This window comes from Stenotrophomonas africana (assembly GCF_013004645.1).
Classification (GTDB): domain Bacteria; phylum Pseudomonadota; class Gammaproteobacteria; order Xanthomonadales; family Xanthomonadaceae; genus Stenotrophomonas; species Stenotrophomonas africana.
The window spans coordinates 40,664-56,609 of sequence record NZ_JABEME010000003.1; the positions used below are offsets into that span (position 1 = coordinate 40,664).

Annotated in this window: 13 protein-coding genes; 7 read left to right on the forward strand and 6 right to left on the reverse strand. The window is 66.1% G+C overall.

Annotation, left to right across the window (positions count from 1 at the left end):
- The first annotated feature begins 78 nt into the window (after window positions 1–78).
- Window positions 79–2,364, forward strand: coding sequence for an ATP-dependent Clp protease ATP-binding subunit ClpA (gene clpA, locus HLA98_RS06625; RefSeq protein ID WP_010485852.1), 2,286 nt, complete (start codon window positions 79–81; stop codon window positions 2,362–2,364).
- Window positions 2,365–2,439: 75 nt separating this feature from the next.
- Here the strand turns inward: clpA and HLA98_RS06630 are convergent, their stop codons facing one another.
- The 3 genes from HLA98_RS06630 to aat all read right to left on the reverse strand — a co-directional run bounded on the left by HLA98_RS06630 (window position 2,440) and on the right by aat (window position 4,222).
- Window positions 2,440–2,832, reverse strand: coding sequence for a hypothetical protein (locus tag HLA98_RS06630; RefSeq protein ID WP_057501122.1), 393 nt, complete (start codon window positions 2,830–2,832; stop codon window positions 2,440–2,442).
- Between the two features lie 344 nt (window positions 2,833–3,176).
- Window positions 3,177–3,395 carry a translation initiation factor IF-1 gene (infA, locus tag HLA98_RS06635; RefSeq protein ID WP_005409596.1) on the reverse strand — a complete coding sequence of 73 codons (219 nt, stop codon included), beginning with the start codon at window positions 3,393–3,395 and terminating at the stop codon, window positions 3,177–3,179.
- 86 nt (window positions 3,396–3,481) lie between these two features.
- On the reverse strand, window positions 3,482–4,222 hold the full coding sequence (gene aat, locus HLA98_RS06640) for a leucyl/phenylalanyl-tRNA--protein transferase (RefSeq protein ID WP_057501164.1): 741 nt from the start codon (window positions 4,220–4,222) through the stop codon (window positions 3,482–3,484).
- Window positions 4,223–4,295: 73 nt separating this feature from the next.
- Between aat and HLA98_RS06645 the strand changes: the two genes are divergently transcribed.
- Window positions 4,296–5,564: a hypothetical protein gene (locus tag HLA98_RS06645; RefSeq protein WP_057501123.1), complete on the forward strand. Its 1,269-nt coding sequence runs from the start codon at window positions 4,296–4,298 to the stop codon at window positions 5,562–5,564.
- A 123-nt stretch (window positions 5,565–5,687) separates the two neighbouring features.
- Here HLA98_RS06645 and HLA98_RS06650 read toward each other — a convergent pair whose 3' ends face one another.
- Together HLA98_RS06650 and trxB are read right to left on the reverse strand one after the other, a co-directional pair.
- Window positions 5,688–6,812 (reverse strand): GNAT family N-acetyltransferase, encoded by a 1,125-nt coding sequence (locus tag HLA98_RS06650; protein WP_057501124.1) that lies wholly within the window; start codon window positions 6,810–6,812, stop codon window positions 5,688–5,690.
- A gap of 102 nt (window positions 6,813–6,914) precedes the next feature.
- Complete coding sequence (gene trxB / locus HLA98_RS06655; protein WP_057501125.1) at window positions 6,915–7,886, reverse strand: thioredoxin-disulfide reductase; 972 nt, start codon at window positions 7,884–7,886, stop codon at window positions 6,915–6,917.
- 233 nt (window positions 7,887–8,119) lie between these two features.
- Between trxB and HLA98_RS06660 the strand changes: the two genes are divergently transcribed.
- The 5 genes from HLA98_RS06660 to HLA98_RS06680 all read left to right on the forward strand — a co-directional run bounded on the left by HLA98_RS06660 (window position 8,120) and on the right by HLA98_RS06680 (window position 15,318).
- Complete coding sequence (locus tag HLA98_RS06660; RefSeq protein WP_057501126.1) at window positions 8,120–10,480, forward strand: DNA translocase FtsK; 2,361 nt, start codon at window positions 8,120–8,122, stop codon at window positions 10,478–10,480.
- 39 nt (window positions 10,481–10,519) lie between these two features.
- Entirely contained in the window at window positions 10,520–12,463 is a 1,944-nt protein-coding gene (locus HLA98_RS06665; RefSeq protein ID WP_057501127.1) for a DUF3857 domain-containing protein, read from the forward strand.
- Between the two features lie 111 nt (window positions 12,464–12,574).
- Entirely contained in the window at window positions 12,575–13,213 is a 639-nt protein-coding gene (gene lolA, locus HLA98_RS06670) for an outer membrane lipoprotein periplasmic chaperone LolA (protein ID WP_005413289.1), read from the forward strand.
- Between the two features lie 293 nt (window positions 13,214–13,506).
- Window positions 13,507–14,784, forward strand: coding sequence for a replication-associated recombination protein A (locus tag HLA98_RS06675; RefSeq protein ID WP_232015535.1), 1,278 nt, complete (start codon window positions 13,507–13,509; stop codon window positions 14,782–14,784).
- Between the two features lie 144 nt (window positions 14,785–14,928).
- A complete protein-coding gene (locus HLA98_RS06680; RefSeq protein WP_010485830.1) occupies window positions 14,929–15,318 on the forward strand; it encodes a DUF805 domain-containing protein in 390 nt (129 codons plus the stop codon).
- Window positions 15,319–15,391: 73 nt separating this feature from the next.
- On the opposite strand, the gene HLA98_RS06685 is transcribed toward HLA98_RS06680, so the two are convergent.
- Window positions 15,392–15,766, reverse strand: a complete 375-nt coding sequence (locus tag HLA98_RS06685) for a hypothetical protein (protein ID WP_057501129.1) — start codon at window positions 15,764–15,766, stop codon at window positions 15,392–15,394.
- Between the last annotated feature and the right edge of the window lie 180 nt (window positions 15,767–15,946).

Genomic DNA, 15,946 nt, shown 5'->3' on the forward strand with positions numbered 1-15,946 from the left:
GAACGCAGCAATCCGCTAGGGTGATGGAAATCGCGTAGTCAGGCCGCATATTGTCCCTATCTGCCGCCGGAGTAATCCATGTTCAGCAAAGACCTCGAACACACCATCGGCCAGTGCTACAAGCGCGCCCGTGAGGCCCGGCATGAGTTCATGACGGTCGAACACCTGCTGTTGGCACTGCTCGACAACCCGTCCGCCCAGGCCGTACTGAAAGCCTGTGGTGCAGACGCCGAACGCCTGCGCCAGGAGCTTGAGCAGGCCATCGAGGCCTCCGTGTCCCGCCTGGCCGAAGATGACGGCCGCGATACCCAGCCGACCCTGGGCTTCCAGCGCGTGCTGCAGCGGGCCGTGTACCACGTGCAGTCCTCGGGCAAGAAGGAAGTCACCGGCGCCAATGTGCTGGTCGCCATCTTCGGCGAAAAGGACTCCCATGCCGTCTATTACCTCAACCAGCAGGACGTCACCCGGCTGGACGTGGTCAATTACCTGTCCCATGGCATCGCCAAGCTGGGCGAGGAAGGCGAGCAGCCGTCCTCGTCCTCCGAGGGCGAAGGCCGCATCGAAGGCGGGGAGGGCGAGCCGAAGGGAGATGCCCTGACCGAGTTCGCCAGCAACCTCAATGAACAGGCCCGGGCCGGTCGCATCGACCCGCTGGTCGGTCGTGCCGACGAGATCGAGCGCACCATCCAGGTCCTGTGCCGCCGCCGCAAGAACAATCCGCTTTACGTGGGCGAGGCCGGCGTGGGCAAGACCGCCATCGCCGAGGGCCTGGCCCGCCGCATCGTCGAGGGCTCGGTGCCTGAGGTACTGGCCGACGCGGTGATCTACTCGCTCGACCTGGGCGCGCTGGTGGCCGGCACCAAGTACCGCGGCGACTTTGAGAAGCGCCTGAAGAGCGTGCTGACCGCGTTGAAGAAGGTACCCAACGCGGTGCTGTTCATCGACGAGATCCACACCATCATCGGTGCCGGCTCGGCGTCGGGCGGCACCATGGATGCGTCCAACCTGATCAAGCCGGCGCTGGCGTCCGGCGAGCTGCGCTGCATCGGCTCGACCACCTTCCAGGAATACCGCGGCATCTTCGAGAAAGACCGGGCGCTGGCCCGTCGCTTCCAGAAGATCGACATCGTTGAGCCGACCGTCGGCGAGACCTACGAGATCCTGCAGGGCCTGAAGTCCAAGTACGAGCTGCACCACGGCGTGACCTATTCGGACGAGGCGCTGCAGGCTGCGGTGGACCTGTCGGTCAAGCACATCGGCGACCGTCTGCTGCCGGACAAGGCCATCGACGTGATCGATGAGGCCGGCGCCCGCCAGCGCCTGCTGCCGGAAGGCCAGCGCAAGGAGCTGATCGACGTCGAGGAAGTGGAGGCGATCGTCGCCAAGATGGCGCGCATTCCGACCAAGCAGGTCAGCGCCACCGACAAGGATGTGCTGCAGCACCTGGAGCGCAACCTGAAGATGGTGATCTTTGGCCAGGACCCGGCCATCGAGACGCTGTCCTCGGCGATCAAGCTGGCCCGTTCGGGCCTGGGCAATCCGGAAAAGCCGATCGGTAACTTCCTGTTCGCCGGTCCGACCGGTGTCGGCAAGACCGAGGTGACCAAGCAGCTGGCACTACAGCTGGGCATCGAGCTGGTCCGCTTCGACATGTCCGAGTACATGGAGCCGCATTCGATCAGTCGCCTGATCGGTGCCCCTCCGGGTTACGTCGGCTTCGACCAGGGCGGCCTGCTGACCGAGAAGATCGTCAAGACGCCGCATTGCGTGCTGCTGCTGGACGAGATCGAGAAGGCGCACCCGGACATCTTCAACATCCTGTTGCAGGTGATGGACCGCGGCGTGCTGACCGATACCAACGGTCGTGAAGCCAACTTCAAGAACGTGGTGCTGGTGATGACCACCAATGCCGGCGCGGCGCAGGCCTCGCGGCGTTCGATCGGTTTCACCAAGCAGGACCATGCCACCGACGCAATGGAGACCATCCGTCGCAGCTTCACCCCGGAATTCCGCAACCGCCTCGACGCGGTCGTGCAGTTCCAGGCGCTGGGCTTCGAGCACATCCTGCGCGTGGTCGACAAGTTCCTGATCGAGCTGGAGATGCTGCTGCAGGACAAGCACGTCAGCCTGTCGGCCACGCCGACCGCGCGCGACTGGCTGGCCCACCATGGTTTCGACCCGCTGATGGGTGCCCGCCCGATGGCCCGCGTGATCCAGGACAAGATCAAGCGTCCGCTGGCCGACGAGCTGCTGTTCGGCAAGCTGGTCAACGGTGGCAAGGTCAGCATCGACGTCCGCGACGACGAGCTGGTGGTCGAGACCCAGGCCGAACCAGAGCGCCTGCTGCCGGTGACGGTGGAGTAAGGCGGCGCCGGATCGATTCCGGGTGCGGTTGGAAAACAAGGGCGGCTCCGGCCGCCCTTGTTGTGTATCCGCCCTTCAACGTCCCTGCTGGGCCAGGCGCTTGAAGGTTGCCGCATCGACCGGCTCGATCCAGGTCACGGTGCAGTGGTTGCTGTCGGTCTGCAGGGTGCTGCGAGCATCGCCACAGATCTGCTCGGTCGTGTTGGGTGTGAAGAAGACGTAGCTGGCCGATGCCGCGGCGCCCAGGCAGCGCTTCTGCAGGTGGACCCGATAGTAGTTGTTGCCGTCGCGCAGCAGCACTTCGCGTTCCGTACTGGAGGGGCGGATGTCGCGGCTGGTGCCGAGGGCGATGCACTCGGCCGGGGTGGAGGGTTTGGCGGGTTTGGCGGGTTCGCCGGCGCGCGCCGACAGGGGGAGGCTGGCCAGCAGAACTGCCGGCAGCAGGACGTGCGGGAGCAGGGCGTTCATGATCGGGCGGGGGTGGCGATCCGGACTGGATCGGATCCCACGATGCCGCTGTCGCTGCAAATGCGAATCTGCCGCAAGCAGGGCTGACCGACGCCATGGTGAGATCGGTCACGATGACCTTTGGCGCATCAGGCCGCGATTGAACGGAATCCCTGCTGGCGGCCCTGGTCGCCGCCATCCTCGATGACGAATGCGACCGCTTCGTGCGGAATGTGCAATCGCGATGCTGGATGTTGGACAGGCACGAAAATGCGCTGCGGGCGAAGTCTGGAACTTTCTTCCGTGCACGACAAAAGGCCAGCAGCGAGGCCGGCCCTGTCGGAGTGGCGCAGTGCGCCGACCGCTTACTTCATGCGGTAGGTGATACGACCCTTGGTCAGATCGTACGGGGTCATTTCAACCTTGACCCGGTCACCGGTGAGGATGCGGATGTAGTTCTTGCGCATGCGGCCGGAGATGTGGGCGATGATTTCGTGCCCATTTTCCAGACGAACGCGGAAAGTGGTGTTCGGCAGCGTCTCGCTGACGGTGCCCTCGAACTCGATGGAATCGTCTTTCGACATGTAGTCCTGTGCGGTTCAGAAAACGGCCACGCTGGGCCTAAGGCGCGGTATTTTACGCGTGATGGGCCCGGCTTGCAAAGTTTGTGTTAACCCCCGGCCAAACACCGTGCTGGCAAGCGTCCTACCGCTTGTGTCCAGGGGCCTTCACGGCCGTCACGGTGCACGGCCTCGCGGACGTGCTCCAGAAAGTCCGCGCGCGGCAGGTGATCGGCGCCCATCCGCAGCAGGTGCGGATTCTCCACCTGGGCATCGATCAGTTCCCAGCCCCAACCACGCAGCGTGGATGCCAGGGCGGCCAGGGCGATCTTGGAGCCGCCGCTGGCGCCACTGAACATGCTCTCGCCGAAGAACATGGCGCCGATCGCGACGCCGTAGATGCCGCCGACCAGCGTCTGCCGATCCCAGACTTCGAAGGAATGGGCGAAGCCGAGATCGTGCAGCTGGCTGTAAGCCTCGACCATCGCCGGGCTGATCCACGTGCCGTCCTGGCCCGGCCGCGGCGCTGCAGCGCAGGCACGCATCACACGGCTGAAGGCGGTGTCGGCGGTGATCTCCCACGTGCTGCTGCGCAACTGGCGGCGGAAGCGGCTGGACAGATGCACGCCCTCGGTGCGGAACACCATGCGCGGGTCCGGCGACCACCACAGGATTGGCTCGCCCTCGCTGAACCACGGAAAGATGCCGCCGGCATAGGCATTGAGCAGTCGCACCGGATGCAGGTCGCCGCCCACCGCAAGCAGGCCGTCGGGCTGCCGCAGGGCGGTCTCGGCCGGAGGGAAGGGGGCGTCCGGCGCATCGGCCAGGCGCCAGGGCAGCTGGCGGGTCATGCCGCCATTGTATTCGTCGTGGTGATCGCTGATGTCTGGCACCATCAGCGTCCAATGGCAAGGAGCCCTACGCTTGAGTGACACGATCACCGCCATCCTCGATGTGCACGACACCCCGCGCACGCGCAACGACAGTCAGAGCATGCTGCTGGCGCTGGCGACTGAGCAGCCGGGCCAGCTCGGTGCGCTGATGCTGCTGGCCCTGGCCCGGCGCTCACCCGGCTCGGCCTTTCTCGACATGGTGCTGGATCTGCTGCCCGACGAAGCGGTTGCGCCGGTCTGTGCCGAGGCCTGGCGTCGCTATCGTGATGGCGAGCGCGGTGAGCTGCTGGCCAGCGTGATCGAATTCACCAGCTACCAGGCGCCGCAGGTGCTGCAGGACGACTGGGAGGCCTTGCTGGCGCTGGCCACCCAAGACGAGCTGCAGCTGGCTTCGCAGGTATGGCGGAGCCTGCCCTCTGCCATCGCCGCACAGTGGGCACAGATTCTGACTGAGGCCGATGACGATCGCGAAATGGCGCGGGCCAGGGTGCTGCTGCTCGCGGCGCGGCCCGAGAGCTACGCCGTTGCTCGCGGCTACCTCGCTGACTGGGGCGCGCTGGATGCTGAGGTCTGGGCGCACTGGGCCGGCGTCGCCGACGGACCGCAGCCGCGGCGCCTGCATGGGGAGCGGCCGCTGCACATCCGCTTCGGCCGCGAGCAGCATCGCGCGCAGGTGGCCGAAGAGCCGAGCTGGCGCAAGCGCATCTGGCGCCTGCACCCAACCTGGAATGGTGGGCAGGTGCACCACGCCGGGCAGATGGGAGGGCCGCTGGAAGCGCTGTGTGGCAGCTGCCATGCGCCGCTGCAGCGCCTGCTGCGAATCGATGCTGCCGCGCTGCAGCCGGGCGCGGCGGGCGAGATCACGCTGGGCCTGTGCCTGGACTGCTGCGGTTGGGAAGATCCGCCCGTGCGATTCTATCGCCACGATGCCGCCGGCCTGCCCAGCTGCCATCCCAGCCAGCGCCTGGAGGTGCCGGCCACGCCGACCGACAGCGGTGACCTGATGCAGGCCGAGGTGGATCTGGCCGCCATGGACAGTGCGCGCTGGCAGCAGCAGGACTGGGGGCAGTCCAATCATCGGCAGAACCTGTCGCGCGTGGGCGGTGCACCGAGCTGGGTGCAGAGTGCCTGGTATCCGGCGTGCATCGATTGCGGCGAGGAGATGCCCTTCGTGATGCAGCTGGATTCGACGCTGCCGACCACCGGTGGAGGCGCACTGCTCTGGGGCAGTGGCGGCATGCTCTACACGTTCTGGTGTGCGACGTGCCGGGTGAGTGGGCACTTCTGGCAGTGCACCTGAGCACAGCGTCCTCGCCAGCGCTCTGGTAGATGCCAACCTTGATTGGCAGGCCTCATTGCTCTGGTAGGTGCCAACCTTGGTTGGCACGCTTCTCGGTACCGCGCCAGTCGAGCAAGCTCGACTCTACGACTCTACGCGGAACGGCCCATGCCCCTGCAGCTCCTGCAGGTACCGCCGCACATCGCGCCGCTCCTGCCGGCACCAGTCCTGCAGTGCTTCTGCGAACTCCACATCAGCCACCCAGTGCCGGCTGCGCACCCGCGTCGGCAGGAACCCGCGCGCCAGCTTGTGCTCGCCCTGTGCACCCGGCTCGAAACGGGTCAGCCCTTCGCGCAGGCAGTATTCGATGCCCTGGTAGTAGCAGGCCTCGAAGTGCAGGCCGGGCAGGGTGGCGCCGCCCCAGTAGCGGCCGTACAGGGTGTCGCCACCGCGCAGGCACAGCGCGCCGGCAATCGGCTCGCCGTCCTGTTCGGCCAGGAACAGCACCAGCCCGCGGCCCAATGAAATGGCCAGATGGCGCAGGAACGCCTCGGTCAGCGCCGGAGCGTTGCCGTACTCGAGGAAGGTCTGCAGGTAGAAGCGATACATCGCCTGCAGGTCCGCGCGGCTGGCTTCATCGCCGTGTACCACGCGGAAGCTGATGCCCTGGCGGGTGACCTTGGCCCGTTCCTGGCGGATGTTCTTGCGGTGCTTGTGGTTCATCGCACCGAGGAACTGGTCGAATGTCGCCCAGTCACCGGGGTTATGCCACTGGAACTGCACATCCTCGCGCAGCAGCCAGTCATCGCCGAACAGCGCCTCGTCCACTGCGGTGTGAAAGTTGATATGGGCCGAGGACACGTCCAGCGCCGGCAGCGCCTCGCGCAATGCCGACAGCAAGGTGGCGCGCTCTGAATCGTGACGGGCCAGCAGCCGCGGGCCGGTGACCGGCGAGTACGGCACCGCGCCCAGCCACTTCGGATAGTAGTCGCGGCCATGACGGGCATACGCGTTGGCCCAGGCATGGTCGAACACGAACTCGCCGTGCGAATTGGTCTTCAGGTAGCCCGGAATGGCGCCGACCAGCGTGTCGCCCTCCCATAGCGTGAAATGCCGGGGCTGCCAGCCCCAGTCCTCGCGCAGGCAACCGTGCTGTTCCAGGCCCGAGAGGAAGGCATGGCTGACGAAGGGATTGCAGCCGTCGTGCAAGGCGTCCCAGTCGGTTGCGGCAATGGACTGCAGGGAGTCGAGGAAGCGGGGGGAGGGCATGAGGGAAGGATAGGGCAGATGAAACAGAAAGGCCGACGCACTGGCGTCGGCCTTCTATCCGGAGTCGAGCGTGGCTCGACCCTACAGAAGCGGGTCAGCCTCTCAGCTGGCCTTGCCCTGCGCGTCCAGGTAGCGCTCGGCATCCAGCGCGGCCATGCAGCCGAAGCCGGCCGAAGTGATCGCCTGGCGGTAGTGCTGGTCGGCCACGTCGCCGGCGGCGAACACGCCTTCCACCGAGGTCTGGGTGGCATTGCCGCCCAGGCCCGAGCGGATTTCCAGGTAGCCGTTGTTCATTGCCAGCTGGCCGTCGAACAGGGTGGTGTTCGGGTGGTGGCCGATGGCCACGAAGAAGCCGTGGGCGTCGATGTCGCGGGTACTGCCGTCCAGCGTGGACTTCACGCGCACGCCGGTCACGCCGGCGTCGTTGCCCAGCACTTCCTCCACCTGGTGGTGCCAGACGGTCTCGATCTTGCCTTCGGCCACCTTCTTGAACAGCTTGTCCTGCATGATCTTCTCCGCCTTCAGGGTGTCGCGGCGGTGGACCAGGTAGACCTTGCGGGCGATGTTGGACAGGTACAGGGCTTCTTCCACGGCGGTGTTGCCGCCACCCACCACAACCACGTCCTGGTCGCGGTAGAAGAAGCCGTCACAGGTGGCGCAGGCGGACACGCCGCGGCCCTTGAACTCGTCCTCGGTCGGGATGCCCAGGTACTTGGCGGTCGCGCCGGTGGAGATGATCAGCGCGTCACAGGTGTACTCGTGGCTGTCGCCGATCAGCTTGAACGGGCGCTGCGACAGGTCGGCGGTGTGGATGTGGTCGAAGATGACCTCGGTCTCGAAGCGCTCGGCATGAGCCTGCATGCGCGCCATCAGGTCCGGGCCCATCAGGCCGTGGGCGTCACCCGGCCAGTTGTCCACCTCGGTGGTGGTCATCAGCTGGCCGCCCTGCTGCAGGCCGGTGATGACGACCGGCTTCAGGTTGGCGCGGGCGGCGTAGACGGCGGCGGTCCAGCCGGCCGGGCCGGAACCGAGGATGACGAGGCGCTGGTGGCGGGAGGGCAGGCTGGTGCTCATGTAAACTCGCGAAAAGGTAGATGGGACAAGGCGCTGGCGATATTTGCGCAGCATCCGTGGCAGGTCATAGAGTGGCGGCTGGGGCAGGGCGATTCAAGCCGATGAACAGAACGCCGTCATCCGGCGATGGTTCCGGCGCTCTGAACGCCCTGTCGGATGTCGCATAACTGAAAACTGACGCCGTCTCATTTATTATCAATCACTAACAGCGCATTCCAAAGGTATGGTCTAAGGTGGCGAAGCAGGTCCCCGAACGCTCCAAGTCCGACGACAGCAAGGCGTCACGTCGCACGGCCGCGGCGGCGACGACCGACAATCCACGCCGCCAACGCCTCTGGCGCGATCTTGGCCTGATCGCCATCGCGCCGGCCCTGCTGTACCTGGCGGCCAGTCTTTTCACCTATTCAGCGACGGACCCGGGCTGGTCGCATACCGGCAGCGTGGTCGCGCCGGTGCACAACCTCGGCGGCCGCGCCGGGGCCTGGATCGCCGATGTGCTGCTACAGCTGTTCGGCTACATCGCCTTCCTGCTGCCCGTGGTGCTGGGCGCGCTGGCGTGGATCGCCATGTTCGGGCTCAAGCGCGAAAGCAAGGGCGAGAACGACCTGGACCCGGCGCTGCGCCTGGTCGGTCTGGTCGGCTTCCTCATCGCCGGTACCGGCTTCCTGCACGTGCGCCTGTTCAGTGGTGATGTTTCCAGTGCCGGCGGCATCCTCGGCAAGCTGGTCGGCAATTCGCTCACGGTGGGCTTCGGCGCGCTGGGCGCGAACCTGTTCGTGCTGGTGCTGCTGCTGGCCTCGATCACCCTGGCCACCGGGCTGTCGTGGTTCACGGTGATGGAAAAGATCGGCCGCGGCGTGATGTCGCTGGCGCCGTTGCTGGCGCGCAAGAAGGAAGAAGTCACCGAGTGGAAGCAGACCCGGGTGATGCGCGAGGAGCGCCAGGAAGTGCGCAAGGCCGACGCCGAGGTGCGCGCCAAGCGCGAGCCGGTGAAGATCGAGCCGCGTCCGGAGCCGGTGATCGAGAAGAGTGACCGGGCCAAGCGCGACACGCAGATCCCGATGTTCCGGGGCGTCAACGGCGACGGATCGGACCTGCCGCCGCTGGCGCTGCTGGACGATCCCAAGCCGCAGCCGGTGGGCTACGACAAGGAAACCCTGGACGCGCTGTCGCGGCAGATCGAGTTCAAGCTGAAGGACTTCCGCATCGACGCCCAGGTGGTCGGCGCCAACCCCGGCCCGGTCATCACCCGCTTCGAGATCGAGCCCGCGCCGGGCATCAAGGTCAGCCAAATCAGTTCGCTGGACAAGGACATCGCGCGCGGCCTGTCGGTGAAGTCGGTGCGCGTGGTCGATGTGATTCCGGGCAAGTCGGTGATCGGCCTGGAAATCCCCAACGTCACCCGCGAGATGATCTACCTCTCCGAGCTGCTGCGTTCGAAGGAGTACGACAAGTCGGCCAGCGTGCTGACCCTGGCGCTGGGCAAGGACATCGCTGGCCGCTCGACCGTGGCCGACCTGGCGCGCATGCCGCACCTGCTGGTGGCCGGTACCACCGGTTCGGGCAAGTCGGTGGCGGTCAACGCGATGGTGCTGAGCCTGCTGTTCAAGGCCTCGCCGAAAGATCTGCGGATGCTGATGATCGACCCGAAGATGCTCGAACTGAGCGTCTACCAGGGCATTCCGCACCTGCTGGCGCCGGTGGTCACCGACATGAAGGAGGCCGCCAACGGCCTGCGCTGGTGCGTGGCCGAGATGGAGCGCCGCTACAAGCTGATGAGCGCGGTGGGCGTGCGCAACCTGGCCGGCTTCAACAAGAAGGTGAAGGAAGCCCAGGATGCCGGGCAGCCACTGATGGACCCGCTGTTCAAGCCGAACCCGGAACTGGGCGAGGCGCCGCGTCCGCTGGAGACGCTGCCGTTCATCGTCATCTTCATCGACGAATTCGCCGACATGATGATGATCGTCGGCAAGAAGGTGGAAGAGCTGATCGCGCGCCTGGCACAGAAGGCACGTGCGGCCGGCATCCACCTGATCCTGGCCACGCAGCGCCCGTCGGTGGACGTGATCACCGGCCTGATCAAGGCCAACATCCCGACCCGTATCGCCTTCCAGGTCAGCTCCAAGATCGACTCGCGCACCATCCTCGACCAGTCCGGCGCGGAAACCCTGCTGGGTCACGGCGACATGCTCTACCTGCCGCCGGGCACCGCCATGCCCGAGCGCGTGCACGGCGCCTTCGTCTCCGACGAGGAAGTACATCGCGTGGTCGAACATCTCAAGGCGATGGGCCCGGCCGACTATGTCGACGGCGTGCTGGACGAAGTGCAGACCATGGGCGACGGCGTGGTCGTCGGTGCCACCGGCCTGCCGGAGAACAGCTCTGCCGGCGACGAGTCCGACCCGTTGTACGACGAAGCGCTGCGGGTGGTCACCGAGACCCGCCGCGCCTCGATTTCCGGCGTGCAGCGCCGGCTGAAGATCGGCTACAACCGTGCAGCGCGACTGATCGAGGCCATGGAAGCGGCCGGCGTGGTCAGCTCGCCCGAGCACAACGGCGACCGCACGGTGCTGGCACCGCCGCCGCCGAAGTAAGACCCGACGTATCCCCCACGACGTCCAAGGAACCGACGCATGCTTCACCCCGTACCAAGCGCGCTGGCACTGGCGCTGGCAGCCTTCCTGGCTGCCGGCCCGGCACTGGCAGAAACCGCCACCTCCGCGCCCGCCACGGCGCCGCCTTCCACCAGCGGCGATACCGAAGCCAGCAATAATTTCAGCATTGTCCGTTACCGCGCCGACTACCAGGTGCGGCCCGATGCGGGCAATGTGCAGACCGAAACCTACGAAGTCCTGCTCAAGACCAAGGCCTCGGTCGAGCAGTTCAGCCAGGTGCGGCTGAGCTACAGCGAGAAGATGGAGACGCTGGAGGTGCTTGGCGCCTACACCATCACCGCCGATGGCCAGCGCCGCGATGTGCCCGCCGACCGCATCTACACCCAGGAGAGCTACTCCAGCGCCTCGGCGGCAATGTATGCCGACCGCAAGGTGCGGGTGATCGTGTTCCCGAACCTGGCCCCGGGCACGCGCCTGTACTACCAGGTGCGCCGCACCCAGGCCACGCCGTACTTCCCGGGTTATTTCGGCCTGTGGGAGACCTTCAATGTGTTCACCGAGTACGAGGACGCCGAGGTCACCCTGAGTGCGCCGGCCAACCTGCCGATGTTCGTCGACAGCCGCGGTGTGCAGGGCAGCGATCGCCCCACGGTGAAGAACGGCCAAGCGCAGTGGCGCTGGCGCTACCAGCGGCGCGAGGCCATGCCGGCACAGAACTGGTCGGCGGCGGGCTGGGAGTTCGGCCCGAACATCATGGCCAGCACCTATCGTGACTGGTCGCAGATGGGGCGCGCCTACCAGCTCAAGGCCGGCCCGGCCGCGCAGGTCACGCCGGAACTGCAGGCGTTGGCAGACGAAATCACGACTGGCATCAGCGACCGTCGCGAGCAGGCTGACGCGCTGTACCGCTGGGTGGCGCAGAACATCCGCTATGTGGCGGTGTACCTGGGCAATGGCGGCCTGGAGCCGAACAGCGCGCAGAGCATCCTCGACAACCACTACGGCGACTGCAAGGACCATGTGACGATCCTCGAGGCGCTGCTGGCGGCCAAGGGCATCGCCAGCTCGCCGGTGCTGATCGGTGCCGGCGGTGGCCCCACGCTGCCGAAGATTCCGGTGCTGGGCCGCTTTAACCACGCCATCACCTACATCCCCGAGTTCGATCTGTACCTGGATTCGACCACTGCGTGGGCGCGCTTCGGGCAGTTGCCGGAAGGTGACCTGGGCGCCCCGGTGATGCGTACCCGCGATGCCACGCTGGCGCGTACCCCGGCCAACACGCCGGAGCGCAATGCCACCTCGATGGAAGTACGTTTCACCTTCGACGCCAACGGCAACCTGCGCGGCGAGACGATCCCGAAGCTGGGCGAGAACGCCGAGATCGGCATGCGCGCCCAGTTCTCCCAGCTCAATGCGCAGAACCGTGCGCGCGCTGAAGAGCAGATCATGGCCGCGTCCGGTTTCGACGGGCGAGGGCAGCTGCAGATCCAGGGCGTGCCGGTCGACCTGACCCGGCCGTTCGGCTACCGCATGGCGTTCCAGGCCGAGGACTACGCCGACTTCAGCGTGGCCGGCGGCATGGCCGTGCCGGACCCGCCCGGCGGCGAGTCGGTGCGTGGGCTGTACGCCACGGCCTCGGCGCCGGCCAACGAGACGCCGTTCTACTGCAATGCCAGCCTGCGCGAGGAAACCTATCGCCTGCAGTTCCCCGCCAATGCACCGATCATCGCTATCCCGGCCAGCCAGCGTTTCGCCAATGCCGCCGGCGAGTACCGGGTGGACTGGAGCCGCGAGGGCCAGGACGTGATCGTGCATCACCGGTTGCAGCAGAACGCGGTACGTGGCCCAGAGGCGCTGTGCCAGCCGCAGGATTATCCGGCGTTCCGCGCGCTGTATCGCGAAGTGCGGCGTGGTTTCCGCGGCCAGGTGCTGTACGGCAAGCTGCCGGGCTCCGGCGGCTGAATCGCCGATGGACGTTCAGGGCGGCATAATGTCGCCCTGATCGCCCATTCATCTTTCCCCGGGCACACTGGCAACCACCTTTCCTGGCGCCCGCGCCCACAGGATTCCCGCATGAACTTCCGCTTCCGCCGTTTCCTTGCCACCACCACCCTGGCCGTGGCCTGCGCCGCCGCTGGCAGCGCCTGGGCTGGCGCCCGCGATGACCTGAAGACCTTCACCAGTGGCTTGAAGGGCCTGGATGGCCAGTTCAGCCAGCAGGTGTTCGACAGCCGTGGCAAGGTGAAGGAATCGACCAGTGGCCGTGTGGCGCTGTCGGCGCCGCGCCTGTTCCGCTGGGAGTACGTGCGCCCGCACGAACAGCTGATCGTGGCTGATGGCAAGAAGGTCTGGATGTACGAGCCGGACCTTGAACAGGCCACCGTGCGCGAGCAGGGCAAGGAAGAGCAGAACAGCCCGCTGACCGCACTGATCAACCCGGCGCTGCTGGAGCAGCAGTACGACGTCAGTGAAGAGGCCGCACAGCGCGACGGCCTGCAGTGGCTGTCGCTTTCGCCGAAGCGCGAGACCGAAGCCAGCTTCCAGTACGCCGCGTTGGGCTTCAACGCCCAGGGCCTGGCCAAGATGGAAATCACCGACGCCGTCGGCCAGCGCACCGTGATCAGCTTCAGTGGCTGGAAGCGCAACCCGGGCTTCGCTGCCGGCACTTTCAGCTTTACGCCGCCGAAGGGTACCGACGTTATCGGTAATTGATGGCGGTCGCCGGGCATGGCCCGGCGTCAACTGCTCTGGCGGGTGTCAACCGGCACCGCCCTGGTGGGTGTCAACCTTCTGCTCCGGTGGGTGTCAATCTTGGTTGACACGCTTTTGATCTGCCGGCCAGCGGCCGGCACTACCCGATCATGGCCCGGCGCTGGTGGGTGCCAACCTTGGTTGGCACGCGCTCGCGGTACAATGAGCGGGTGGCAAGACATCGTTCAACTTCCTTCCCCGGCCCCGATCTGCTGAGCGTCGATCGGGAACATCTGCGCCCGCTGGCCGAGCGCATGCGCCCGCGAACCCTCGACGAAATGGTCGGGCAGAAGCGCCTGCTGGCGCCCGACAGCGCGCTACGCCGCGCGGTCGAATCCGGTCGCGTGCATTCGATGATCCTGTGGGGGCCGCCGGGCTGCGGCAAGACCACGCTGGCGCTGCTGCTGGCCGAATATTCCGACGCCGAATTCCGTGCCATCTCGGCCGTGCTGTCCGGTCTGCCGGAGGTGCGCCAGGTGCTGGCCGAAGCCGCGCAGCGCTTCGCCGAAGGCCGGCGCACCGTGCTGTTCGTGGACGAGGTGCACCGCTTCAACAAGGCGCAGCAGGATGCGTTCCTGCCGCACATTGAACGCGGCACGATCCTGTTCGTCGGTGCCACCACCGAAAACCCGTCCTTCGAGCTGAACTCGGCGCTGCTGTCACGTTGCCGCGTGCATGTGCTGGAAGGCGTTTCGCCGACCGACATCGTCGAGGCGCTGGAGCGTGCGCTGGGTGATCGCGAGCGCGGCCTGGGCGAAGAGGGCATCGAGGTCGCTCCCGAACTGCTGCTGGAAATCGCCACCGCCGCCGATGGTGACGTGCGTCGTGCGCTGACCCTGTTGGAAATCGCCGCCGAGCTGGCGGGCGGGGAGGGCGGTCGCATCACCCCGCAGACCCTGACCCAGGTGCTGGCCGACCGTACCCGTCGCTTCGACAAGGGCGGCGAGCAGTTCTACGACCAGATCTCGGCGCTGCACAAGTCGGTACGCAGTTCCAACCCGGATGCCGCGCTGTACTGGCTGACCCGCATGCTCGATGGTGGCTGCGATCCGTCTTACTTGGCACGGCGACTGACCCGCATGGCGATTGAGGATATCGGCCTGGCCGATCCGCGCGCGCAGAGCATGGCGCTGGAAGCCTGGGACATCTACGAGCGGCTGGGCAGCCCGGAGGGCGAACTCGCGTTCGCCCAGCTGGTGCTCTACCTGGCCAGCACCGCCAAGTCGAACGCCGGCTATGCGGCCTTCAACCAGGCCAAGGCCGACGTGCGCGGGAGCGGTACCGAAGAAGTGCCGCTGCACCTGCGCAATGCGCCGACCAAGCTGATGAAAGAGCTGGGCTATGGCGCCGAGTACCAGTACGACCATGATGCTGAAGGCGGTATCGCACTGGACCAGACCGGTTTCCCCGATGCGATGGGTGAGCGGGTGTATTACAACCCGGTGCCGCGCGGGCTGGAGATCAAATTGAAGGAAAAACTGGATCGGCTGCGTGCGGAGCGTGAGGCTGCAAGGGCCGCGAAGGGCCGCTGACCCGGCTTCTGTAGAGTCGAGCCATGCTCGACTGCTTTTCGCAGCACCTCACGGCTCCCGACAGCCGAGCATGGCTCGGCTCTACATTGTCCCCGGCGCCGGTCTTTGGCACACTGCGCGGCTACTTTTTCAAGGATCGATGCCGTGCAGGAAATGATTCTGCCGTTGAAGCGCTACGCCCAGTTCGAGGGTCGCGCCAACCGCCGCGAGTACTGGATGTACCAGCTGTTCCTGTTCCTGGTCGCAACGGCAGTGATGCTGCTGGCCGGTGTGCTGGCGATCCTGCTGCGCAACAGTGCCGATGCGCTGGCCGGCATCCTGATCGGCATGGTGGTACTGCTGTGTGTGATGTGGCTGGTCACGATCGTGCCGCTGATCGCGGTGACCGTACGCCGCCTGCATGACTGCAACCAGTCGGGCTGGCTGTTCCTGTTGGCGCTGGTGCCAGGCGGCGGGATCGTGATCATGATCTTCTCGCTGCTGCCGGGCACGCCGCAGGAGAACGTTTATGGTCCGGTGCCTTCGGGGCCGTGACGATGCGTGAGTCGAGCATGGCTCGACGCTACAGAGGCAAAGAAAAGAAGCCGGCATCTTGCCGGCTTCATCTTCACTTGATGGTGCAATCGCCGAAGGACAGGTAATCGGTGCCCGAGCTGAACTGCAGCGTGCAGCTGGCGGTGAAGGTTGCGCCTTCTTCCAGTGCGCCCAGCTTGGCCGCCTGCTGTTCATCGTCCGTGGTCAGTCGGGCCATGACATTGCCTTGGTCATCGCCGGCCTCGATCAGCGGTTCGCCCGCCAGGTTGCTGGAAACGCTAAGTGCCACGGCGGTGAACGTCACCGTCTGGTTGAGTTGGTCCATGCTCAACGTCGAATTGCCGGCCTCTTCAAAGGCCTGGTAGAGCGACGGCAGATCCTGCGCGGCGTGGGCGGCCAGCGGGGCGAGCAGGCCGAGGGACAGGGCGATCAGTGCGGTGTGCTTCAAGGGTTCTCACAATCATGGGATCCGATCCCATGGCGGTTGTGTGCAGATGAACGCGACCCGGATGGCGGCAAGTGCCCGCCCTCCATGGCTGCGCTGGAAGCGGGGCGGTCCAATGCCCCGATGGGCGGCAAAATAGGGGAATTGCTGCCCCTTGCGCAACCCGGGCATGCGCGCGCGTGA